The organism is Pseudomonas sp. HLT2-19-2 (assembly GCF_054898005.1).
On the sequence record NZ_CM142712.1, the window covers coordinates 2,508,343 to 2,530,743 of the forward strand.

A 22,401-nucleotide genomic window follows, 5' to 3' on the forward strand; every position below is an offset into this window, starting at 1 on the left:
AAGGCCACACAGAACTTTTCTCGCGTGTTCAATGCCACTGCCATTGCGTTCGAACTAGACGCTTTGCGGATATCAAAACAGATGCATATGGCTGCACCGAGATCCACCCATAAGCGCTCCAATGGAAAATAGGTGTGCTCATGTCGGAACATTTTCGCCTGTACGAACTCCTGTTTCTCGAGACTGTGTTGGGCTGAGCACAAGCTACGTATTAACTGAACAGAGGGAATCCATTTTGCCAAGAATTTTGACTTCGCAAGCACACGATACTGAACTCACTGAGCACAATGCGAAAATGTTCGGGTCGCCTAAGGAGCGACTGGATTTTTACAGAAGAGAGATTCAGTACGAGACCAGCATCTTGGCCAATAGAACTGACGCGTATCTAGCCGCGCAGTCGTTTTTGGTTATTGCATTTGCGTCTTGCATGGCCAATCTCAATCCCGAGTGGGGGAAGTTGTTCACGCTGGTGGTACCACCTTTTCTCGCGCTCTTGGGATTGCTCAGCTCACTGAATGCTTGGCCGGGTATTCGCGCGGCCTATGACATCATTGATCACTGGTACTTCAAACAGAGTGAGCTGTTGCGTAGCGAACCACTGATGGGCCTGGCGTATGACGAATCGCCCTTGTTCAGTAAGTGTGAGTCCACTCATAAAGGGTACCGAAAGGCACTGTTATTTTCGGTGCGCACGCCTTGGATTTTTGCGACATTCTGGATACTGCTTGGCATCTGGGCGGTCTTCATCCAAGTCACAAATCCAGGCAGCTGATGTCGTCAGAATAGCGCTGCACTCGCTTCGTTCAAGAGTGTTCCAAGTCCCCGCTACCGGTGATGCGTTCGGATAGGCGTAAAGGAGTGAGCGTGCCAAAAAAATTCAAACTGTTTATCAGCGGACCCAGGCTTTTGAATCGTAAGGATTTTTTCAGAAGTGGACGATTCTTGGCTGCTTCGTCGTTACAGATAAAACACCTTTTGTCGGCCTTCATGAACCCACGGCGAATTTTGCAGATCCATTCAGAAATGCTTCCAGGATTCATGCCGTGATGAACTTTTTTAAAAACCTGCTGACGCCTGCTCAAGAGCGAAGACTTTTTGCTCTGGATGTGTGGCATCGCGCGCTCGAGAACTGCTCTCTGCGTATGGACTGTCCAGATTCCTATCATGAGGAACTGCTTCGACAGGCGGACGAGATGGATCGTAAAGGTATTGTTGATTGGGAGGAGTGGAGAGACTTACGAGTTCAGGCGGATCAGGCTTATTTGCGTGCAGTCGCGGGAGAGGATTACCACTCGGTTGATCCTTGCAAGACGATGTGTGAAATGTCGGCTCTGTCGACTGACCTGAATCTCGTTTAGGGGACAGGGAGGAGCAATGAACGGTCAGTTGAAGTTTGGTATAGAAGAAGAGTATTTCATAACCGACCTGGTCACCCGACAGATGCCTGGGAATCTGTCCAGCGAGGTGAGTGACAAGTGCAAAGCTGAATTGGGGCAAAGCTTTGCGTACGAGATGTTCCAAGCACAGATCGAAGTAGCTTCGCCTGTTTTCACGAGTCTTGCGCAAGCAGCGGATTATCTCGCTAACGCGCGCGGCACGTTGCAGCATTCTCTCCAGTCTTTTGAATTAGGGTTGCTGTGTGCCGGTAGTCATCCCTTGGCGGACTGGCGTGTGCAACACGCCACAGACCAGAGTCATTTTCAACAGCTGTTCAAAGATTACCAACGCGTAGCACGGCGCAGTCTGCTATCGGGTTTGCACGTACATGTGGAGATTGCGAATCACTTGGATCGAATTCAGGTGATGAACGAGGTGCTTCCGTGGGTACCTTTACTACTGGCCTTAAGTAGCTCCTCACCCTTTTGGGATGGTGCCGACAGCGGATTTGCAAGCTATCGCCAGACAGCCTGTGATGAATGGCCCCGGATGGGCGTACCGGAGTTCCTTGAGGATCATCTCGCCTATGACGCCTACATCGCATTTTTGATTTCAACCGGCTCGATGAAAATGCCAAGCGATTGCTGGTGGGGGGTGCGGCCCTCTGCCAAGTACCCGACGCTGGAATTGCGAATGACAGACGCATGTCCGCGTTTAGAGGACGCTTTATGTATCGCCTCTTTTTTCCGATTAATGATCGCCTACGCTATCGATCAACCTCGTCCAGGATCGGACTACTCGCAAAAATCCAGATGGATGCTGATGGAGAATCGATGGAGAGCTAAAAGATATGGAGTCTACGCAGCGTTCCTGGTTGAGGGGTACGACCGGCCATTTACGATTGAACAATGGCTTTTCATGGCAGAGCAGATCTTGGGAGATACAGCTCGAGCACTGGGTGTAGAGAAGGTTTTTTCTCAGCTTCGGCGAATTATCCGTGAAGGCACCAGTGCAGAGCGGCAACGTTATGTCTACGAAGAAAGCGTCGGCAGTGGACGGAGTGTCTATGAAGCCCTCTCACAAGTAGTCGATCAGCTGATGATGGAAACAGCGGGAGCAAATCGCGAACTGAAGGGCTTGCCCACTTCGCCGGGTCGCCGTACCAGACCTGAAAGTCGGCGTTAGTGAATTTGATCCAGCAAGCGGTGTCGCGGGTAAATTGGGTGTTCGGCAGTGGCGGCAGAATGAAGCTTGAGTGGCCGAGGAAGTTGATAACTGGATTTACTCCGGCCATTTATGCCAAGCCATCAAACTTTTTACAGATGGAATCCAAGTCATCCCACGGATGATGCTTTTGTCCCGCGAGCCCACAGCCAGGACAGTGTTCAAATGTTGCACCTCGTTCAGTTTCTCGTTGTTGTGCTTCGCAAGTCCGGCAAGACACGACACCGTTAAAAATTCGCCAGTGGGTATTCCAGTCAATCAGGTCCTCGTTTGCCGTCATAGATCACCGTCTCAGTCCTATACCCACCTCATATAAGATTGATTGGCGGATACGGTAGAGGTTCCAGACAATAAGGAAGGGCTACGGAACATTCTGGTTTATCAAGGCTCCGACTGGCTACTGCTGTGAGGCTGGAAAGTCAGAGCGTTACAATAGCCGTTGACTACGCATGGAGAGGGATCCAGTGGCAAAGGCAGCGCCCTGTTCGACGCCCCAAAGTGCAACATGCTCCCTGGTCCCGTTCAGGTTGACTCAGCGAGCAGCGCTTTCTGCTCTTTCGATATGCAGTCAGTGAAGGCACAATGCGCATCCTTTTTTGGTTGGCCTTGCCGGAGGCGCCTCGAAATGATCAAAACGCCGTACTACCTCATTGACAAGCAAAAGCTGCTGGCGAACATGCAGAAGATCGCCTATGTGCGCGAACAGTCCGGGGCCAAGGCCCTGCTGGCACTCAAGTGCTTCGCCACCTGGTCGGTGTTCGACCTGATGCAGCAATACATGGACGGCACCACGTCGTCGTCGCTTTACGAGCTCAAACTCGGTCGACAGAAGTTCGCTGGCGAGACTCACGCCTACAGCGTGGCCTGGGCCGACGACGAGATCGAGGAGATGCTCGAGAACTGCGACAAGATTATCTTCAATTCCATTGGCCAATTGCAGCGCTACACTGAGGCGTCAGCAGGCAAGGTCCGCGGTCTGCGGGTCAATCCGCAAGTGAGCAGCTCGGATTATCTGCTGGCTGACCCCGCGAGGCCGTTCAGCCGTCTGGGCGAGTGGGACCCGGTGAAAATCGAGCAGGTGATCGACCAGATCTCTGGCTTCATGTTCCACAACAACTGCGAGAACGGCGACTTCGGCCTGTTCGACCAAATGCTGTGCACCATCGAAGAGCGATTCGGTCATCTGCTGCACAAGGTCGAGTGGGTCAGCCTCGGCGGCGGCATCCACTTCACCGGTGAAGGCTACGCGCTGGATGAATTTTGCGCGCGCCTCAAGGCCTTTTCGCAAAAATACGGCGTTCAGGTCTATCTGGAGCCGGGCGAAGCCGCCATCACACAGAGCGCGTCGCTGGAAGTCACCGTGCTCGACACCCTCTACAACGGCAAGCACCTGGCAGTCGTGGACAGCTCTATCGAAGCACACATGCTCGATCTGCTGATCTATCGCCTGAATGCCAAGCTGGCGCCCAGCGAGGGCGAGCACACCTACATGGTGTGCGGCAAATCTTGCCTGGCCGGAGACATTTTCGGTGAATATCAATTTGATCGTCCGCTGGCCATCGGTGATCGGCTGTCGTTCATCGACGCCGCGGGTTACACCATGGTCAAGAAGAATTGGTTCAACGGCCTGAAAATGCCGTCCATCGTAGTGAAACAACTCGACGGTACTGTCGAGGTGGTTCGTGAGTTTGGTTACAACGACTACATGTCCAGCCTTTCGTAAGCTGGCAGAGAAGGAGAGAGAGAAAAATTGAAGAAGAACGTGCTTATCATTGGTGCAGGAGGTGTCGCCAAGGTGGTGGCCCACAAGTGCGCGCAGCACAACGATGAACTCGGTCGTATTGCTATCGCGTCGCGCAACATCTCCAAGTGCCAGGCCATCATCGACAGCGTCAAGACAAAGGGCAGCCTCAAAGTGCCCGCCGAAATCCAGGCCTTCTCGCTGAACGCCCTGGATGTCGAAGCGACCAAGGCGCTGATCCGCGAAACCGGATCGCAGATCGTCATCAACGTCGGTTCCGCGTTCCTCAACATGTCGGTGCTGCGTGCCTGCATCGACACCGGTGTAGCCTACCTGGACACCGCCATTCACGAAGAACCGGGCAAAATCTGCGAGACGCCGCCCTGGTATGGCAACTACGAGTGGAACCACCTCGAGGAGTGCAAAGAGAAGAACATCACCGCCATTCTCGGCGTGGGCTTCGACCCGGGAGTGGTCAACGCCTATGCAGCGCTGGCGCAGCAACAGTATTTCGACCGCATTGATTCGATCGACATTCTTGACGTCAATGCCGGTTCCCATGGCAAGTATTTCGCCACCAATTTTGACCCGGAAATCAACTTCCGAGAATTCACCGGACAGGTGTGGAGCTGGCAGAACAGCCAGTGGACCAGCAACACGATGTTTGAAGTCAAACGCACTGACAACCTGCCGGTCGTAGGGGCGCAGAACCTGTACCTGACCGGCCACGATGAAGTTCACTCGCTGTCGAAGAACCTCAACGTGCCCAACGTGCGTTTCTGGATGAGCTTCGGCGAGCATTACATCAATGTGTTCACCGTGCTCAGGAACCTCGGCCTGCTCTCTGAGCAACCGGTCAAGACCGCTGAAGGCCTGGAAGTCGTGCCGCTGAAAGTGGTCAAGGCCGTGCTGCCTGATCCGAGCTCGCTGGCCCCTGGCTACACCGGCAAGACCTGCATCGGCGATCTGGTCAAGGGCACCAAGGATGGCCAGCCGCGCGAGGTGTTCATCTACAACGTGGCCGATCATGAAGACGCCTACGCAGAAACCGACAGCCAGGGCATTTCCTATACCGCTGGCGTGCCGCCCGTGGCCGCGGCCCTGCTGGTCGCCCGCGGCGAGTGGGACGTGCAGCGTATGGTCAACGTCGAGGAGCTGCCGGCTGAGCCGTTCCTCAAGGCGCTGGATGTGATGGGCCTGCCGACCCGCATCAAGGATGAGAGTGGTGATCGTCCCTGGAGCTGCAACGTTTGAGGCGCCGAAATTACAGGTGAGTCTCGTTTCCCGCTCTAAACGCCAAAACGCCGCTCTTTGAGCGGCGTTTTGCTTTGTGCGTCATTTGTTGAGCATGTTGAGGACGAGATCAAGGTTGAGTGACATCCTCAGGGCGTGAAGCGGCAGCAATCAACTGTGAATTCAACCGGTCGTCAGGGACAGTAGCTGACCAAGCTTCGAGCTTAAAACTCAACGACTAACTCTCGCTCTTGCAGACGTTTAATATATTAACTGTTGCTCGTATTGTTAGCGCCAATAAATAGTTATTAAAAAATTGACATGTTTCATTCGCTTTACAGTGTGCGATGAGTTTAATAGTCACGCTTACAATGTTGTAACGCGTTTCTGGTGCGTGGATATAATTTTTGTTCAAGTTGTCATTCCGATAGCTTTCATATCAATCTGATTTTATTAGTGTTTCTCGTTTTTCTGATCTCGCTGCACATGTAGTTGACGCGAAGTGTTCGAGATTTTTTAAAAAAATGACAGTGCCAAAGTTATGTTTGTCTACACTCAAGTTTTTCGAGTGTGGTCGAGAATCAAGTTGTACCTAACTGCCCGCTAGTTGGCGCGGTAGAGCGACTGTCGGTCTGCGTGGCATGCCGATGGCCTTCCTGAATCAGGGTATATGGGGGTGTTCACCGATGCGTATCAGCATATTTGGTTTGGGGTACGTGGGCGCTGTATGTGCGGGCTGTCTCTGTGCTCGCGGTCATGACGTAATCGGGGTGGATGTCTCGCAAGTCAAGGTCGACCTGATCAACCAGGGTAAGTCGCCCATCGTTGAGCCGGGCCTGGAGTCGCTGCTCGAGCAAGGGGTAAATTTTGGGCTGCTGCGGGGTTGCGGTGATGTGAAGGCGGCAGTGATGGGCACGGATATGTCGTTCATCGCCGTCGGTACGCCCAGCAAGAAGAATGGTGATCTGGATTTGGTCTACATAGAGTCGGTCTGCCGCGAGATCGGCGAAGCCCTGCACGACAAGGACAGTTGGCATACGGTCGTGGTGCGTAGCACGGTGCTGCCGGGCACCGTGAAGAACGTGGTGATCCCGATACTTGAAGACTGTTCCGGCAAGAAGGCCGGGGTCGACTTCGGTGTGGCGATCAACCCGGAGTTCCTGCGCGAAAGTACCGCGATCAAGGATTATAACTGTCCGCCCATGACGGTGATCGGTGAACTCGACCAGCGCAGCGGTGACATGCTCGCCGCGCTCTATCAAGAGCTGGACGCGCCGCTCCTGCGCAGGAGCATCGAAGTGGCGGAGATGATCAAGTACACCTGCAACGTCTGGCACGCGACCAAAGTGACCTTCGCCAATGAGATCGGCAATATCGCAAAGGCCGTCGGCGTGGACGGTCGCGATGTAATGGACGTGATCTGCCAGGACACCAAACTCAACCTGTCGCGTTATTACATGCGCCCCGGCTTCGCGTTCGGCGGTTCCTGCCTGCCCAAGGATGTACGTGCGCTGAACTATCGCGCCGGGCAAATGGACGTCGAGCACCCGCTACTGGCCTCGATCATGCGCAGCAATGCGGTGCAGGTACAGAGAGCCTTCGACATTATCAGCAGTTATGGCAAGCGGCGTGTGGCGCTACTCGGCCTGAGCTTCAAGGCGGGCACCGATGACCTGCGCGAAAGCCCGCTGGTGGAGTTGGCCGAGATGTTGATAGGCAAGGGCTACGACCTGCATATCTTCGACCGCAACGTTGAGTACGCGCGTATCTACGGGGCCAACAAGGAATACATCGAGTCGAAGATTCCGCACCTCGCTTCGCTGTTATGCGCTGACCTTGCGAAGGTGATCGAGCAGGCGGACGTGATCGTACTGGGCAACAGTGACGAGTCCTTCGAAGCCATTGCGCTTCAGGCGCCCGAGGGCAAGCAGGTGGTCGACCTGGTGGGCTTCATGCCGCATGCCAGTGGCGATCGGCTTGAGGGTATCTGCTGGTAAGCGAGGCGCGCGAGCTGGTGCGCTCCAAGCAACATGGGTTTATCGAGCAGGGGTCATATCTATGGCTGATTCCAGGGTTTACTTGCGCGAAGCGGCGGGCTGGCTGTTCTACGTCACCGCGCTGATGGGGCTTGCACTGTTGCTGCCGCGCACAGTGTTCGATCCCGAATCCAGGGACTTTCTCCTGTTGCTGGGGGCGGTCGGTATCTGGCGTTATTCGATGGGCGCGATCCATTACCTGCGGGGGATGCTGTTCCTTTATCTGGTATTCCCTTATTACAGACGCAAAGTCACCAGGCTGGGCAGAAGTGCCGATCCGTCGCAAGTGTTTTTGCTGGTCACCAGTTTTCGTATCGATGCGTTGACCACGGCGCAGGTCTACGGCTCGGTGATCGAGGAGGCCATCGGTTGTGGTTACCCGACCACGGTGGTCTGTTCCATCGTCGAGTTGGCTGATGAGTTACTGATCAAAGCGCTCTGGGACAGCTATACCCCGCCGGAGCAGGTCAAGCTGAGCTTCGTGCGGATTCCCGGCACCGGTAAGCGCGATGGCCTGGCCCATGGTTTTCGGGCGATCTCCCGGCATTTGCCGGATGGCGATGCGGTGGTGGCGGTGGTCGATGGCGACACCGTGCTTTCGCCCGGTCTGGTGCGTCAGACCGTGCCCTGGTTCAAGCTGTTCCCGAAAGTCGGCGGGCTGACCACCAATGAGTTCTGCGAGGTGCGCGGAAGCTACCTGATGAGCCAATGGCACAAGCTGCGGTTCGCCCAGCGGCACATCAATATGTGTTCGATGGCACTGGGCAAGCGAGTGCTGACAATGACCGGGCGGATGTCGGTGTTCCGCGCCCAGGTGGTGACCGATCCCGGCTTTATTCAAGACGTTGAGAGCGATTATCTGCAGCACTGGCGCCTGGGGCGTTTCCGCTTCTTGACCGGTGATGACAAGTCCAGTTGGTACAGTCTGATGCGGCTGGGCTACGACACTTTTTATGTGCCCGATGCGGCGATCAACACGGTTGAGCACCCACCGGAAAAGAGTTTCTTCAAGGCCAGCCGCAAGCTGATGTTCCGCTGGTATGGCAATAACCTGCGGCAGAACTCGCGGGCCCTGCACCTGGGCGTGCAGCGGTTGGGCTGGTTCACCTCGCTGGTGCTGTTCGACCAACGCGTATCGATGTGGGCCAGCCTGCTCGGGCCGTCAATAGCGATCATCGCCAGCCTCAAATACAGCGCGGCCTACCTGCTGATCTATGTGCTCTGGATCGGCGTGACTCGCTTGATCCTGAGTCTGCTGTTGCTGGCGTCGGGGCACCCGGTCGGGCCGGCTTATCCATTGATTATCTATTACAACCAGTTGGTCGGCGCCATGGTGAAGATCTATGTGTTCTTCCGTCTCGACCGGCAATCGTGGACGCGCCAGAAAACCAAGCTCGACCGCGGGCTGGCCAGCTATCAGCGCTGGTTCAATACCTGGTCGTCGCGGGCCATGACCTTTTCGGCCGGCAGTGTGTTTTGCGCGCTGCTGATGTGGGTGGTGTAGCGCAGGTATCAGGGTAGTCGGCGTGCCGTGTCGGTCTGCTCAACGGTAAAGAATAAAGGTGAACACCGGCACTGACCTGCCGGATCGGTCTGAATCGTGGATGGGAAGGGACGCGTTATGAACACAGCCGTTTTTGCTGTTGATGACAATGTCGTGCATGAGTCAGAGGTGCAGCGTCAGCATGCGCGGCTGAATCTACCGGCACGGATCAAGTTTAATGGGCCGGACCGGGAGAAGTTCGATTGCGAGCTGATCGACTTGTCGGCCGGTGGCTTCAGCCTGAGTCAGCCGGACACTCCACTGATCGCGGGCCGCCATCACAAAGGCAAACTGGTGTTCCAGGTCGATGCGTTGGGGTTTGCCATCGACGTGGAATTTGTCGTGCGCTCGGTCAGCAGCGAGGGACTGCGGGTGGGTTGCGAGTTCCACAACCTGCCTGCGCGCGCGATCTCCGCATTGCGTTATCTGATCACCTCCTACCTCTCGGGAGGGGTGATCAGCCTGGGTGACATGCTCGCGACCCAACAACGCGACAACTTCACCAAGCCGCGAAAGCACGAAAGCGGCAACGGCATGGGCTTTTTCGCACGATTGCGGGCTACCACGGTGAGCCTGCTGATCTTTCTGGTGGGACTGGTTGCCTTTGGTTATGTGCTGAACCAGTTGTATGGCATTTATTTCGTCACTCACGCCGAATCGGCGCGGGTCAATGTGCCCGGTCAGTTGATCGGCCTGCCGCGCGACGGCAGCGTCAATTCGTTGGTCAAGGTGGGCGCGGTGGTGTCCAAGGGAGCCCCACTGGCGACCTTTTCTGCCTCGCTGCTAGATGTGATGAAAGGCAATCTGCCGCCCGGGCAGGCGACCCCGGAAAACCTTGAGCGCCTGTTCAGCCGCACCCTGCAAGGTTCGCTGACCAGCCCTTGCGATTGCCGGGTGGTGGCGCAGTTGGTGCCGGACGGGCAGGTCGTCGGCAAGGGCACCACGGTGTACGAGTTGATGCCGATCGACGGTGTGGCAACCATCGAAGCGCGCTTCCCCTATAAGAATTTTGCCAAGATCCAGCCTGGCAAGTCAGTGAGCTTTCAACTGATCGGAGAAGAACAGCCACGCACGGGCAAAATCGCCGCCGTGGCGCTGGACAACGGTGGCCTGGCCTCCGACCTGCGGGTGACCATTGAGCCTGACAGCCCGTTGCGGACCGAACTGGGCGGGCGTCCGGTGGAGGTCAGTGTCGAAGATCTGCAGGACAATGTCTGGGTGCAGAATGCCGTGGCGGCTAACACCTGGGTGAAGAATGCCTGGGAGAATAAAGTCATGGCGGCCGGAAAATGAACGGCGTATGGCGATCGGGGCTGCGGTTTTCTGCGCTGGCCGCTGCTCTGACGATGAGTCATGGGTGTGGCACCCTGCCGGATCAGGGGGTGGCGCGCGAGGCCATGTTGCGCGGCGATTATGAAACAGCACGCAAGCACTACGCGGCGCTGGCGGAGGATGGCTATGCCGATGCCCAGGCCGGGATGGGCGACTTGACGGCGTCGGCGGGTGACCCGACGAGCCTGAAAGAGGCGGAAGTCTTGTACCGGCAGGCCGCGCCGGAATCGGTCAAGGCGCAGTCACGTCTGGGCCGTCTGTTGCTGCGTCAGAGCCCGAGTGATCCCCAGCAAGTGCACGAGGCCCGGCAATTGTTGGAAGGCGCGCTGGATAAAGGCGAGTTCACTGCGGTGGTGCCGCTGACGTTGTTGTACCTGGGCTACCCGCGAATGGCGCCTGTGGTGGAACCGCAACAGAAGGTCGACAGTTGGCGCGCCCAGGGCATTGTCGAGGCGGACCTGGCGCAGATTCTGATATACCGCAATCAGGGCACTTATAAGGCTCACCTGCCGCAGATCGAGCAGCTGTGCCGGGCGCGGCTGGCGGTACTCGATGCCTGTTATGTGGAGCTGGCCACCATTAACCGAATGCGCGCCCAGCCCAAGGCGCAAGCGGACTTGCTGGCGCAGTTGCGCCAGGGTTGGCGCGAGGGACGAGTAGCGCCCTTGCGGATCGAGTCGGTGGCGCGCGTTCTGTCGTCGCCAGCCCTCGAAGGCCCGGCCGACCCGCAAAGCGCCCAGCGCCTGCTCGAGGAACTGGCACCGGTCTATGCGCCGGCCTGGACCAGCTTGGCACGGTTGATCAACGACTACCCCGTGCAAGGCGATGCGCCGCAATTGCTTTCGGCCTTGCAACGCGGACGCGAAGCGGGCGATCCACGGGCGGAACTGCTGACCGGGCGGCTGTATTACCTCGGCAAATGGTTGCCACAGGATCCGCGCCTGGCTGAAGAGCATTTGCTCAAGGCGACCGCGGCCGGTGAAGTCGGGGCGCATTACTACCTGGGACAGTTGTACCGGCGCGGTTATCTGGGCCAGGTCGAACCACAGAAAGCGCTGCTACATTTGTTGCTGGCAGCCCGCAACGGCTCGCCCAACGCCGACCTGGCCCTGGCCCACATGTTTTCCGACTCCCGTGGGATCAAGGTCAATCGGGTCAATGCTTTTGTCTTTGCGCAACTCGCGCAACGCCAGGGCGTGGTAAAGGCAGAGCCAGTACTGTCGGCCCTGCAGTCGGGGCTGACCCCGGCAGAAAGGAAAATCGCGCAGCCCTTGCTTGAGGAAGAAGCCCAGGCCCGTCTGACGGGCGCGGCTTTAGCCAGGTTGCAAACTCCGGAAAATGGACAGGACTTACTATGAAGCAAGCATTGTTGGCAGGATGTGGTCTTGGGGTTTCGCTGATGTGCAGCGTCGATCTGGTGCTGGCGGCGGAAGTGGCACCGAAGAACTTCGGTCTGGATGTGAAAATTACCGCTGAGTCGCAGGATGACCGTGACCTGGGCACCGCGTCCGGTGGCACGGTCAACGGTATCGGCATCGACGTGCGCCCTTGGGCCTTTGGCCAGTGGGGTAACTGGAGTGCCTATGCGATGGGGCAGGCAGTAGCCGCGACCGATACCATCGATACCGATACGATCAACAACGGCGTCGATGCCAGTAACGCCCGTGAGACGGATGACAGCTACCTGGCGATGCGCGAATTCTGGATCGATTATGCGGGCATCACCGCTTATCCGGGCGAGCATCTGCGTCTGGGGCGCCAGCGTTTGCGCGAGGACAGCGGCGAGTGGATGGACACCAACATCGAAGCGCTCAACTGGACCTTCGAGACCACTCTGTTGCGCGCCCACCTCGGTGCCGCCCAGCGCTTTTCCGACTACCGTACTGACGTGAGCGACCTGGCGCCCCAAGACAAAGACCGCTCCCATGCCTTCGCCGACATCTCTACGCAATGGACGCCCAATCACTGGTTCGGCCTGCGTGTACACCACGTTGAGGACAGCGGCAATCTGCCCGATGCAGGGGAGCAGCTCGATGCGCTCGACAAGACTAACACCGGCAGCCTGACCTGGGCCGGTCTCGAAGCGAACGGTGACGGCTACAACTATCGCTCGACGATGCCGGTCAATTACTGGCTCAACGCGACCTGGCTGACCGGCGAACGCGACAACCTCACCACCGCGGTAGGCCCTGACGGCGATCGGGTCGCGACGGGCCACACCAGTGGCGACGTCAACGCCTGGGCCGCAGACTTGGGTTTGCGCTGGAACATCGATGAGAGCTGGCGCCTCGGTGCGGCCGCGGCCCGCGGCGACGGCGGTGGTCGCGACCAGGAGAATCAGTTCCAGCAAACCGGCCTGCAGAGCAACCGCTCGAACTACACCGGCACGCGTTCGCGCGTACACCGCTTCGGTGAAGCCTTTCGCGGTGAACTGAGCAACCTCCAGGTGGCTACCGTGTTCGGCTCCTGGCAGCTGCGCGAGGACTACGACGCCAGCCTCGTCTACCACCGCTTCTGGCGGGTCGACGACCAGCAGGACACTGGCGACGACGGGATCATCAATGCGGCTCTGGTGGACGGTGAGAAGGACTTGGGCCAGGAAGTCGATCTGGTCATGACCAAGTACTTCAAGCAGGGTCTGTTGCCCGCGAGCATGGTGGATTGGGTCGACGAACCCTCGGCACTGGTCCGCTTGCGCCTCGGCGTGTTCTTCCCGGGCGACGCTTACGCCAGCGACACCGATTCGAGCATGCACCGGGCGTTCATTGATTTCGTTTGGAAAATCTAGGTCCGGTTGTTGCCCGCAGTGATGCCATTGTGGGCAGCGCCTTGATCACAACAGATTGCATTTATTTTGATGGGTGAGACTTATGGACAGTGTCGTCAAGATCGCGCTGTTGCTCGCCGGACTGCTGTTGGTGCAGGCCGCGGGTGTCAGCGCGGCGGGTCTCGTCGAACCGCCGCGTTATACCATCAGCGAGGCTCCGGGAAAGCCGTTGCTGATCAGCGAGCCGAAGATCCCCGACCTGTCTGGCTATACCGCCGAGGCAGTCATGGCGAAGATTTCCTACAAACCCGCCGGCCGTGCCTTGATCTTGCCGATGCTCAAGGAAAACTCGCTCGACGAGTTCATCGGCGGCAAGGAGCGTCTCAAGGAATGGGTGGTGCGCCAGCAGCGAATGCCGGTAGCGATCTTCATCGACCGTGGCTACATGAGCCTGACGCAACTGGCGCGCAGCCTGCCACCGACAGCCTTGCGCGAAACCGCGCCGGGGGTGTTTCTGGCACGCTTGCCAATCGTCATACGTCCCGGCGGGACCCTGCATATCGACAAGTCGGTCAAGGAATTGCGATTGTCCCAGGAGGGCGGTTCCTTCCTGGTCAATGACGGCAAGCTGTTTATCACCGACACCAAGGTCAGCGCCTGGAGCGAGAAGAACAACAGCCCGGCCTGGTACAAGAAAGAGGGGGAGTTTCGGCCCTTCCTGGTGTCCTGGGGCGGCACCGAGACCTACATCGTCAGCAGCACCATCACCAGCTTCGGCTACACCGCGAGCAAGAGTTATGGCGTGAGTATTTCCCAGTACAGCCCGAGCATGGCGCCGAAGATGAAGCGCAAGCGGCCGACCGGCTGGCTGCTCAATTCCGAGTTCGTCGACAACTGGTACGGCTTCTATTGCTATGAGGCCGACGACGTGGTGATTCTCGGCAATGCCTATCGCGACAACATCGTCTATGGCATTGACCCGCACGATCGTTCGCGCCGGCTGATCATTGCCCACAACGATGCCTTCGGTACCCGCAAGAAGCACGGCATTATCCTCTCGCGCGAGGTCAATGACAGCTGGATCATCTACAACCGCGCCTACAACAATCACCTGTCGGGCATTGTCCTGGACCGTTCCAGCATCAATAACCTGCTGGCCTACAACGAATCCTACAAAAACCACTCCGACGGAATAACTCTGTATGAGAGCGGCAATAACCTGCTCTGGCGCAACCGCGCAATCGACAATAACCGCCATGGGATTCGGGTGCGTAACAGTACCGGTGTGCGGCTGTATGAAAACGAGCTGATGGCCAATGCCCTGACCGGCATCTACGGCCACATCAAGGATTTGCGCGGCACCGACCGCGATCTCAAGGAAGACCCCTTCGAAGCCAAGCTGTCGCTCACCGTGGTCGGCGGCAAGCTGATCGGCAACGGTTCCAGTCCTATCACGGTGTTTTCACCCTCGCGTCTGGAACTCTACGACTTGACCTTTCTGGCGCCGCAGAAACAGGACGGCCTTGCCTTCACCGGTTTGCTGGGAGAGGTGCAGGGCGACTTGATGGACATTCTCCTGCGTCGCCGTGAAGCCGCATTGATTCTGCCGGTGAAACTTTGAGGAGCCTGTTGATGAAGACAATCCATGGGTATGCCGCGCTATGCATGCTGTCTGTGCCGGCGTGGGTCCAGGCACAGCCGGAATACACGGCCGAGGCCTGCTGCAAACTGTGCCCGCAAGCGGCGCAGGCGGCACTTTACGAGCAGCCGACGCTGAAAAACTACGCGACCCTGGTGGAGGCCAAGGACCAGTGGCTCTTTCGCACCCAAAGCGATTTTCGCACTGACTTCGGCCTCGATGAGAGCGGTTACAAGGCCCTCAAGCGCTTGCGCGACGGGCTGGCCCAGCGCGGGGTCGAGCTGGTGCTGGTGATGCCACCCAGCCGCGGCTTGCTGCATGCCGACCGCCTGACATCGCTGGAAGTGGCCAGATTCGATCAGGCCAAGGCCCGGCAGAACTACATGCAAACGCTGGTCCGGGTGCGCGACTTGGGCGTTCAGGTCCCCGACTTTACCAACCTGCTGAGTGCGCCACAGCCAGCGGGGCAGCCCTTCTACTTCAAGGGCGATCACAACTGGACGCCCTATGGCGCCGAACGCAGCGCACAGTTGGTGGCCCAGACGCTCAGGGGCAACGATGTGCTCAAGGCGTTGCCGCATCAGGTCTTTGCCAGCCAGCCAGCCGGCCTGCTGGGACGCTCTGGCACGTTGCAAAAAGTCGCCGCACAGATTTGCGGCAACGGTTATGCGGCGCAGTTTGTCACCCGTTATCAAACCCGGGCCCAGGGCGATTCCAAGCTCCCCGCCAAGGTCGCATTGATCGGTACCAGCGCCAGCGGCGAGGCGTTCAACTTTGCCGGTTTCCTCGAACAGTATCTGCAGACTCCGGTCAGCAACTTCACTGTTCCGGGCGGTGGCTACGATGATTCGTTGATCGCCTACCTGCTCGGCGACGACTTTCAGAAGCGCCCGCCGACGGTGCTGGTGTGGGAAACCGATAATCTCGACAGCATCCAGAAATCCAGCTTCTACCGGCAGGCGATGGCGGCGCTGAGCGATGGCTGCGACAACCAGGCGCCGCTGCTCAAAAGCCACTCGACCCTGCACAGCGGGCGTAATCAAGTGTTGTTCAACGGCAGTGGCGGCGCGGTGTATCCGATCAAGGGCAATCGTTATCAGGTAGACCTCAAGTTCGCCGATCCCGCCGTGCACCTGATGAGCGCGACCCTGACCTTCATGAACGGTCGCCAGGAAAACATCAACTTGAGCCGTCCGCCGAGTGTCAACACCCAGGGCCGCTTCGTCTTCGAGCTTCGCGCTGATGCGGACTGGGACGAACTGACTTTTCTTTCCATGGACGTGCTGCCACCGCCCGGAGCGACCTCCATGGGACTCTCGGCCCGCTTGTGCGCCAAGCCGGTCATCGCTGAGACACCATCCCTGCGCACTGCGCAGGCGGAGGGTCGGTGATGCGTCATATGCACTGGGCCGCCGTTGGCGTGGCCTTCATTTTGATGGGGCCGATCGTGCAGGCAGCGGCCGCTCAACTCCGCCCGCCGCAGGGCTATTACGCGCCGGCCGTGGACAAAGAAGGCGACGCTCCGAGCTGTCCGGCAGCACCCAAACCCTATACCGGTGACCTGTTGATCCCCAGCAAGTACGAGGGCTCTGGCAAGGCACGTGATCAGCTCAACGCGCAATCCAACCAACGCTACAAGCAAATGTCAGCCGATATCAACGAACTGGAGAAGGGCATCAACAAACACGTCGCAGCCTATTTACGGCTTGGCCGCGCAGGCCATGTGGAATGCACCCTGAGCTGGCTGGGTGAATGGGCCAAGGCGCAGGCGCTGCTGAGTACCACCTACACCCATACCGGCAAGTCGATGCGCAAATGGGCGCTGGGCAGTATTTCTTCGGCCTATCTACGGCTCAAGTATTCGCGTTCGCAGCCATTGAAGGGCCGCGAGGAGCAGGCCCGGCCGATCGAGGTCTGGATCGGCCAGGTCGCCGATCAGGTGGTGCGGGACTGGCGCGACCAGCCGCTGGACCGGCTGAACAATCACCAGTATTGGGCGGCCTGGGCCGTCATGGCGGCCTCGGTGGTGGTCGACCGGCGTGACCTGTTCGACTGGTCGGTAGCGCAGTTTCGCATCGGCGCTTCCCAGGTCGATGCAGACGGCTATCTGCCCAACGAACTGAGCCGCGACACCCGCGCACTGGCGTACCACAACTATGCAATGGGGCCGCTGATGATGATCGCTGCCTTTGCCCGAGCCAATGGCATCGACCTGCGCGAAGAAAACCACGGCGCGATGCGGCGTCTGGCGGCGCGGGTGGAGGAAGGGATCAAGGATCCACGCTCGTTTGAACGCAAGACCGGCTACAAGCAAGAACTCGAGGACCTCAACGAGGATGGCAAGTTTGCCTGGCTGGAACCTTACTGCGCGCTGTACGACTGCTCGGTGCAAACCAACCGTTGGCGCCAATCGATCGAACCGATGAAAACCTATCGCCTGGGCGGCGATATCACCCAGCTATTTGCTGGTCAGAAAGAATAAATGCAACAGCCAATACGCACGGGATACCCGGTGGGGCCATTCGTAAATGGGCTTGTGTTGCAAAAGGGAAGGCAGTCCTTCGCTGTTTGAAGCGCCTTCATGTCGAGTGATGAAAGGTGCGGGAGGAGGTGAAATGATTCCAGTCATTCTGTCCGGCGGCAGTGGTTCGCGGTTGTGGCCGTTGTCGCGCAAGTTGTATCCCAAGCAATTCCTGAGTCTGGCAGGCGAGGGGTCGCTGTTTCAGCAGACCCTGCAGCGCCTGGCGTTCGAGGGTGTCGCCAAGCCGATCGTGGTCTGTAATCAGGAGCATCGCTTTATCGTCAATGAACAACTCGCCGCCATCGGCTGTACGCCTCAGGCGATACTGCTCGAACCCTTCGGCCGCAATACCGCGCCGGCGGTGGCGCTGGCGGCCCTCAAGCTGATCGCTGAGGGCCGCGATGAGTTGCTGCTAGTGCTTCCGGCCGACCATGTGATCAGTGACGTGCCCGCCTTGCGCGCCACGCTGTCACATGCGCAGGAAGAGGCGCTCAAAGGCAATATGGTGCTGTTCGGCATTCCGGCGACGCGTCCGGAAACCGGCTTTGGGTATATCAAGGCCGCCTGCGGCGATGCTGGCGTCGGCGCCTTCAAGGTCGAGAAGTTTATCGAGAAACCCGACCAGCAAACCGCCAGCGAGTTTGTCCGGTCCGGCGAGTACTACTGGAACAGTGGCATGTTCCTGTTCCGTGCCAGCCGCTATCTCGACGAGTTGCGCACTCACGAACCCGACATGTACGACACCTGCGTGCTGGCCCTTGAGCGCAGCCGCAGCAGCGAAGGCGTGACCAGTATCGATCGGGTCACCTTTGAATGCTGCCCGGACAACTCCATCGACTATGCGGTGATGGAGCGCACCAGCCGCGCCTGCGTCGTCCCGCTAAGCGCTGGCTGGAGTGATGTCGGTTGTTGGTCTTCGCTGTGGGATGTGCATGACAAGGACGCCGAGGGCAATGTACTCAAGGGTGATGTAGTCAGCTACAACAGCCGCAATTGCTTCGTGCATGGCAGTAGCAAGCTGGTGACCCTGCTAGGGCTGGACGATTTGGTTGTGATAGAAACCAAGGATGCATTGATGGTCGCGCACCGCGATGCCGTGCAGGATGTGAAAAAACTGGTCAATGCGCTCGATGCCAAAGGCCGCTCGGAAACCCAGAGCCATTGCGCGGTGTATCGCCCCTGGGGTAGTTACGATTCGGTGGACAGCGGCACCCGTCACCAGGTCAAGCACATCACCGTGAAACCTGGCGCGCAGCTTTCCCTGCAGATGCATCACCACCGTGCCGAACACTGGATCGTGGTGTCCGGCACCGCCCAGGTGACGTGCAACGAAAAGGTCTTCCTGCTCACTGAAAACCAGTCCACCTACATCCCGATCGCTTCGGTGCATCGCCTGTCCAACCCCGGCAAGATCCCGCTGGAAATCATCGAGGTGCAGTCCGGCAGTTACCTGGGTGAGGACGATATCGAGCGCCTGGAAGATGTCTACGGCAGGAACCAACAGGTCAAGAGTTGAGCCCGTCGCACCTCGTACCTCGCCGGGTTGTTGAAAAGCCTAGTGATCAGCCACCGAATCCGCCCTCTACGACCGGGGGCGGGTTAGGGCTGCCTGCTTATTTCTTGTGCACGTCCAGGTAGTCCCTGTGCCAGGGGAGTGGCCTATTTCTGCGTGAATGACATATTTATTACAAAAACCATATATGCACCCCCTCAAATATTCTGAAGCGGCCCACTAAGCAATTTACGTGTATCACGCCATTGCGCGTGGCTTTAAGTGCAGGTGAGCGGCAGAGCCCTATCGCTTCAAGGATTAATCTGCCGCTGAGTCTTTACCTTGTATTCGGAAAATCATATATTCGCCAAACCGCATATGAGCTGAGATTTCACTATGACCAGCAAATCCCGTGTCCTGTTCGTCTGTACCGCCAATGCTGCACGCTCTCAGTTGGCCCAAGCGTTGCTGCGGCATACCGATTCGGAGCATTTCGAGGCGTTCAGCGCCGGCACCGTTCCGACTCAGGTAGATCCGCGCACCTTTGAGGCGCTTTCACACATCGGTGTGAGCACCGAAGGATTACGTAGCAAGTCGATAGACGAGTTCCGTGGTGAGCGTTTTGATTACGTCATCACCTTGTGTGATAAATCCGCAGCGCAATGCCTGTCTTTACCTGGAGCCGGTGAGGCATTGGCCTGGAGTTTTGAAGACCCGGTGACCAGCATCAAACCCGATGCCTTCCGTCACACCCTTCACGAAATTCATGAGCGCATCAAGATGTTCGTCTTGGTCAAAAACAAACACTGAGAACGAATATGGCTGACCATCTGACACCGACCACTGTTTTCAAATGCCTGGCTGACGACACTCGGGTCCGCACGATGATGCTCATCACCCGTGAAGGAGAGCTATGTGTTTGCGAGCTGACCTGCGCGTTGAATGAGAGTCAGCCAAAAATCTCCAGGCACCTGGCGCAACTGCGTACTTGCGGCCTGTTGTCGGACCGTCGGCAAGGACAATGGGTGTATTACCGACTGCACCCGAATCTCCCAGATTGGGTCCATCAAGTGCTGACCACTGTGCTCGAAAGCAACAAGCACTGGTTGAGTCCTGATGCCAAACGCCTAGATGAGATGGGTGACCGTCCCGAGCGGGCACTCGCCTGCTGTGAAAGCTAGATCGCCTGATTCCGCCTTCGACTACGAGATCGCTCGATGAAAATCCTGTTCCTCTGCACTGCCAATAGCTGCCGCAGCATCCTTTGTGAAGCGGTCTTCAATCACTTGGCACCGGAAGGCATGAAAGCCTACAGCGCTGGCAGTCAACCCAAAGGCGAAGTGCATCCGTTGAGTCTCCAAACTTTGGAAAGCGCTGGTATTTCGACGCTTGGGCTGTTCAGTAAGTCCAGCGATGTCCATGTGAATTTGGCACCTGATTTCGTCATCACGGTGTGCGACAAGGCAGCCGGTGAAGCCTGCCCGGTATTTTTCGGACCGGCCACCAAGGCCCACTGGGGACTGGCTGACCCTTCGGAATACCTCGGGACCCAAGAAGAGATCGAGGCGGCTTTTGAAGCCACCTTGGAGCAGATCAGAACCCGTATTGAGGCTTTCCTTGCTTTACCGCTTTCTCAACTGAGTGCCGAACAGCTCAAGGCAGAGCTGGCCCTGATTGGCACGCTGTAACCACAGGAGCAATGATCATGAGTAAAAGCCGCCTTTCATTCCTGGACCGTTACCTGACCCTGTGGATTTTTCTCGCCATGGCCTTGGGTATCGGATTGGGGAGCCTGTTCAAAGGCTGGCCACAGTGGCTCAACAGTCTTTCTGTGGGCACAACCAACGTCCCCATCGCTATCGGCTTGATCGTGATGATGTATCCGCCTCTGGCCAAGGTTCGTTATGAGGAGCTGCCGGAAGTCTTCAAGGACAAGCGCATCCTTGTTTTGTCTTTGGTGCAGAACTGGGTCATCGGCCCGGTGTTGATGTTCGCACTGGCGATCATCTTCTTGCGGGACCAGCCGGAATACATGACGGGCCTGATCCTGATCGGCTTGGCTCGTTGCATCGCGATGGTGTTGGTCTGGAATCAGATCGCGGGTGGCAACAATCAGTACGTCGCCGGGCTGGTGGCATTCAACAGCATCTTCCAGATCCTGTTTTTCAGTGTGTATGCCTGGGTCTTTCTGGGGCTATTGCCGCCGCTGTTCGGGCTGGAAGGCAGTGTGATTGAGACCAGCTTTGTCAGCATTGCCGAGTCGGTGCTGATCTACCTGGGTGTGCCATTCCTGGCGGGCTTCCTGACCCGCAAGATCCTCATCGCCCGTAAAGGTGAGGCTTGGTTTCAGGAGCGCTTCATTCCAAAAATCAGCCCGCTGACGCTGGTGGCACTGCTGTTGACCATCGTGGCCATGTTCAGCCTCAAGGGTGACGTGGTACTGCAATTGCCGCTGGATGTATTGCGTATCGCGATCCCGCTCGCAATCTACTTCGTTGTGATGTTTTTCATCAGTTTCTGGATGGGTAAATTGCTCAAGGCTGACTATCCCCGCACCACCGCATTGGCTTTCACAGCCGCAAGCAACAACTTCGAACTGGCGATTGCCGTCGCCATTGCCACCTTCGGCCTGGCTTCCCCGGTCGCTTTCGCCACGGTGATTGGCCCGTTGGTGGAAGTGCCGGTACTGATTTCCCTGGTCGGTGTGGCCCTTTGGTTGAAACGCCGCTGGTTCGATGAATCCAAGAGCGCCGTTGCGCAGGACAAAGACTATGTTTGATGACCACATCCCCCAACTCGATACCGAACTGGTTGATCTCCCATCGACAGACAAACTCGGTATTGAAAAGACCTCCATCCATAAGCCGCGCATTTTGCTGTTGTATGGATCGACCCGAGAGCGCTCCTTCAGTCGACTGCTGGTTGAGGAAGCCGCTCGACTGCTGGAGCACTTCGGCGCCGAGACGCGGGTTTTTAATCCGTCAGGTTTGCCGCTGCCCGATGACGCTCCCGATGATCATCCACGAGTGAAGGAATTGCGCGAGCTGATGCTGTGGTCCGAGGGGCAGGTCTGGTGTTCTCCAGAACGTCACGGTTCCATGAGCGCGGTCTTCAAAGCGCAGATTGACTGGGTGCCACTGGCGATGGGCGCGGTACGCCCCACCCAAGGCAAAACCCTCGCCGTCATGCAGGTGTGCGGTGGCTCGCAGTCGTTCAACGTGGTCAATCAGCTGCGAGTGCTGGGACGGTGGATGCGCATGTTCACCATCCCCAACCAATCCTCCGTACCGAAGGCCTACATGGAATTCGATGACAACGGCCGAATGAAACCTTCTCCGTTCTACGACCGTGTAGTGGATGTGATGGAAGAGTTGGTGAAATTCACGCTGCTGCTTCGCGACCGTCAGGACTATCTGGTCGATCGTTATTCCGAGCGCAAAGAGTCAGCGGAAGAACTCATGAAACGTGTCAATCAGCGCTCCATCTGAGGATTATT

General features: G+C 57.6%; 19 protein-coding genes and 1 pseudogene. 19 read left to right on the forward strand and 1 reads right to left on the reverse strand.

What is annotated here, in order from left to right:
* Nucleotides 1-235: 235 nt before the first annotated feature.
* The 3 genes from ACYZTU_RS11690 to ACYZTU_RS11700 all read left to right on the forward strand — a co-directional run bounded on the left by ACYZTU_RS11690 (nucleotide 236) and on the right by ACYZTU_RS11700 (nucleotide 2,562).
* Nucleotides 236-772 carry a hypothetical protein gene (locus ACYZTU_RS11690; RefSeq protein ID WP_461970268.1) on the forward strand — a complete coding sequence of 179 codons (537 nt, stop codon included), beginning with the start codon at nucleotides 236-238 and terminating at the stop codon, nucleotides 770-772.
* Between the two features lie 274 nt (nucleotides 773-1,046).
* Complete coding sequence (locus ACYZTU_RS11695) at nucleotides 1,047-1,358, forward strand: hypothetical protein (protein ID WP_461970270.1); 312 nt, start codon at nucleotides 1,047-1,049, stop codon at nucleotides 1,356-1,358.
* Between the two features lie 16 nt (nucleotides 1,359-1,374).
* Entirely contained in the window at nucleotides 1,375-2,562 is a 1,188-nt protein-coding gene (locus tag ACYZTU_RS11700) for a carboxylate-amine ligase (RefSeq protein ID WP_461970272.1), read from the forward strand.
* Here ACYZTU_RS11700 and ACYZTU_RS11705 read toward each other — a convergent pair.
* Nucleotides 2,522-2,644 (reverse strand): annotated as a pseudogene (locus ACYZTU_RS11705) (arginine deiminase family protein); the annotation flags it as partial. The gene ACYZTU_RS11700 and the pseudogene ACYZTU_RS11705 sit on opposite strands and share 41 nt — an antisense overlap.
* Nucleotides 2,645-3,226: 582 nt before the next feature.
* Here ACYZTU_RS11705 and nspC point away from each other — a divergent pair.
* The 16 genes from nspC to arsH all read left to right on the forward strand — a co-directional run bounded on the left by nspC (nucleotide 3,227) and on the right by arsH (nucleotide 22,393).
* Complete coding sequence (gene nspC / locus ACYZTU_RS11710) at nucleotides 3,227-4,324, forward strand: carboxynorspermidine decarboxylase (RefSeq protein WP_461970274.1); 1,098 nt, start codon at nucleotides 3,227-3,229, stop codon at nucleotides 4,322-4,324.
* 27 nt (nucleotides 4,325-4,351) lie between these two features.
* Entirely contained in the window at nucleotides 4,352-5,596 is a 1,245-nt protein-coding gene (locus tag ACYZTU_RS11715) for a saccharopine dehydrogenase family protein (protein WP_461970276.1), read from the forward strand.
* Nucleotides 5,597-6,261: 665 nt separating this feature from the next.
* Nucleotides 6,262-7,572: a nucleotide sugar dehydrogenase gene (locus ACYZTU_RS11720; protein ID WP_461970278.1), complete on the forward strand. Its 1,311-nt coding sequence runs from the start codon at nucleotides 6,262-6,264 to the stop codon at nucleotides 7,570-7,572.
* A gap of 61 nt (nucleotides 7,573-7,633) precedes the next feature.
* Nucleotides 7,634-9,115, forward strand: coding sequence for a glycosyltransferase family 2 protein (locus tag ACYZTU_RS11725; RefSeq protein ID WP_461970280.1), 1,482 nt, complete (start codon nucleotides 7,634-7,636; stop codon nucleotides 9,113-9,115).
* 117 nt (nucleotides 9,116-9,232) lie between these two features.
* The gene (locus ACYZTU_RS11730) at nucleotides 9,233-10,447 is read left to right on the forward strand and encodes an alginate biosynthesis protein Alg44 (protein ID WP_461970282.1); all 1,215 of its coding nucleotides are present in this window, start codon (nucleotides 9,233-9,235) and stop codon (nucleotides 10,445-10,447) included.
* Nucleotides 10,444-11,844, forward strand: coding sequence for an alginate biosynthesis protein AlgK (locus ACYZTU_RS11735; protein WP_461970284.1), 1,401 nt, complete (start codon nucleotides 10,444-10,446; stop codon nucleotides 11,842-11,844). The genes ACYZTU_RS11730 and ACYZTU_RS11735 overlap by 4 nt, the downstream gene beginning before the upstream one ends.
* 41 nt (nucleotides 11,845-11,885) lie before the next feature.
* Complete coding sequence (locus tag ACYZTU_RS11740) at nucleotides 11,886-13,274, forward strand: alginate export family protein (protein ID WP_461971013.1); 1,389 nt, start codon at nucleotides 11,886-11,888, stop codon at nucleotides 13,272-13,274.
* Between the two features lie 82 nt (nucleotides 13,275-13,356).
* Complete coding sequence (gene algG, locus ACYZTU_RS11745) at nucleotides 13,357-14,874, forward strand: mannuronan 5-epimerase AlgG (protein ID WP_461970286.1); 1,518 nt, start codon at nucleotides 13,357-13,359, stop codon at nucleotides 14,872-14,874.
* Nucleotides 14,875-14,885: 11 nt separating this feature from the next.
* Complete coding sequence (locus ACYZTU_RS11750; protein ID WP_461970288.1) at nucleotides 14,886-16,283, forward strand: alginate O-acetyltransferase AlgX-related protein; 1,398 nt, start codon at nucleotides 14,886-14,888, stop codon at nucleotides 16,281-16,283.
* A complete protein-coding gene (locus ACYZTU_RS11755) occupies nucleotides 16,283-17,374 on the forward strand; it encodes a mannuronate-specific alginate lyase (RefSeq protein ID WP_461970290.1) in 1,092 nt (363 codons plus the stop codon). The genes ACYZTU_RS11750 and ACYZTU_RS11755 overlap by 1 nt, the downstream gene beginning before the upstream one ends.
* 133 nt (nucleotides 17,375-17,507) lie before the next feature.
* Entirely contained in the window at nucleotides 17,508-18,929 is a 1,422-nt protein-coding gene (locus ACYZTU_RS11760; protein ID WP_461970292.1) for a mannose-1-phosphate guanylyltransferase/mannose-6-phosphate isomerase, read from the forward strand.
* 372 nt (nucleotides 18,930-19,301) lie between these two features.
* The gene (locus ACYZTU_RS11765; protein WP_461970293.1) at nucleotides 19,302-19,715 is read left to right on the forward strand and encodes an arsenate reductase ArsC; all 414 of its coding nucleotides are present in this window, start codon (nucleotides 19,302-19,304) and stop codon (nucleotides 19,713-19,715) included.
* An 8-nt stretch (nucleotides 19,716-19,723) separates the two neighbouring features.
* Nucleotides 19,724-20,086 carry a metalloregulator ArsR/SmtB family transcription factor gene (locus ACYZTU_RS11770; RefSeq protein WP_461970295.1) on the forward strand — a complete coding sequence of 121 codons (363 nt, stop codon included), beginning with the start codon at nucleotides 19,724-19,726 and terminating at the stop codon, nucleotides 20,084-20,086.
* Between the two features lie 36 nt (nucleotides 20,087-20,122).
* Nucleotides 20,123-20,593 carry an arsenate reductase ArsC gene (locus tag ACYZTU_RS11775; protein WP_461970297.1) on the forward strand — a complete coding sequence of 157 codons (471 nt, stop codon included), beginning with the start codon at nucleotides 20,123-20,125 and terminating at the stop codon, nucleotides 20,591-20,593.
* Between the two features lie 17 nt (nucleotides 20,594-20,610).
* Nucleotides 20,611-21,684, forward strand: a complete 1,074-nt coding sequence (gene arsB, locus ACYZTU_RS11780; protein ID WP_461970299.1) for an ACR3 family arsenite efflux transporter — start codon at nucleotides 20,611-20,613, stop codon at nucleotides 21,682-21,684.
* Nucleotides 21,677-22,393 carry an arsenical resistance protein ArsH gene (arsH, locus tag ACYZTU_RS11785; protein WP_461970301.1) on the forward strand — a complete coding sequence of 239 codons (717 nt, stop codon included), beginning with the start codon at nucleotides 21,677-21,679 and terminating at the stop codon, nucleotides 22,391-22,393. Before arsB ends, arsH begins: the two co-directional genes overlap by 8 nt.
* Nucleotides 22,394-22,401 lie beyond the last annotated feature (8 nt).

Excerpts from the sequence above, each read along its gene's own strand:
- ACYZTU_RS11720 (WP_461970278.1), top strand. The coding sequence starts at position 6,262 with ATGCGTATCAGCATATTTGGTTTGGGGTACGTGGGCGCTGTATGTGCG.
- arsB (WP_461970299.1), top strand. The coding sequence starts at position 20,611 with ATGAGTAAAAGCCGCCTTTCATTCCTGGACCGTTACCTGACCCTGTGG.
- ACYZTU_RS11750 (WP_461970288.1), top strand. The coding sequence starts at position 14,886 with ATGAAGACAATCCATGGGTATGCCGCGCTATGCATGCTGTCTGTGCCG.
- ACYZTU_RS11740 (WP_461971013.1), top strand. The coding sequence starts at position 11,886 with ATGTGCAGCGTCGATCTGGTGCTGGCGGCGGAAGTGGCACCGAAGAAC.
- arsH (WP_461970301.1), top strand. The coding sequence starts at position 21,677 with ATGTTTGATGACCACATCCCCCAACTCGATACCGAACTGGTTGATCTC.
- ACYZTU_RS11760 (WP_461970292.1), top strand. The coding sequence starts at position 17,508 with ATGATTCCAGTCATTCTGTCCGGCGGCAGTGGTTCGCGGTTGTGGCCG.
- ACYZTU_RS11725 (WP_461970280.1), top strand. The coding sequence starts at position 7,634 with ATGGCTGATTCCAGGGTTTACTTGCGCGAAGCGGCGGGCTGGCTGTTC.
- ACYZTU_RS11735 (WP_461970284.1), top strand. The coding sequence starts at position 10,444 with ATGAACGGCGTATGGCGATCGGGGCTGCGGTTTTCTGCGCTGGCCGCT.
- ACYZTU_RS11770 (WP_461970295.1), top strand. The coding sequence starts at position 19,724 with ATGGCTGACCATCTGACACCGACCACTGTTTTCAAATGCCTGGCTGAC.
- algG (WP_461970286.1), top strand. The coding sequence starts at position 13,357 with ATGGACAGTGTCGTCAAGATCGCGCTGTTGCTCGCCGGACTGCTGTTG.
- ACYZTU_RS11765 (WP_461970293.1), top strand. The coding sequence starts at position 19,302 with ATGACCAGCAAATCCCGTGTCCTGTTCGTCTGTACCGCCAATGCTGCA.
- ACYZTU_RS11775 (WP_461970297.1), top strand. The coding sequence starts at position 20,123 with ATGAAAATCCTGTTCCTCTGCACTGCCAATAGCTGCCGCAGCATCCTT.
- ACYZTU_RS11700 (WP_461970272.1), top strand. The coding sequence starts at position 1,375 with ATGAACGGTCAGTTGAAGTTTGGTATAGAAGAAGAGTATTTCATAACC.
- ACYZTU_RS11755 (WP_461970290.1), top strand. The coding sequence starts at position 16,283 with ATGCGTCATATGCACTGGGCCGCCGTTGGCGTGGCCTTCATTTTGATG.
- nspC (WP_461970274.1), top strand. The coding sequence starts at position 3,227 with ATGATCAAAACGCCGTACTACCTCATTGACAAGCAAAAGCTGCTGGCG.
- ACYZTU_RS11730 (WP_461970282.1), top strand. The coding sequence starts at position 9,233 with ATGAACACAGCCGTTTTTGCTGTTGATGACAATGTCGTGCATGAGTCA.
- ACYZTU_RS11695 (WP_461970270.1), top strand. The coding sequence starts at position 1,047 with ATGAACTTTTTTAAAAACCTGCTGACGCCTGCTCAAGAGCGAAGACTT.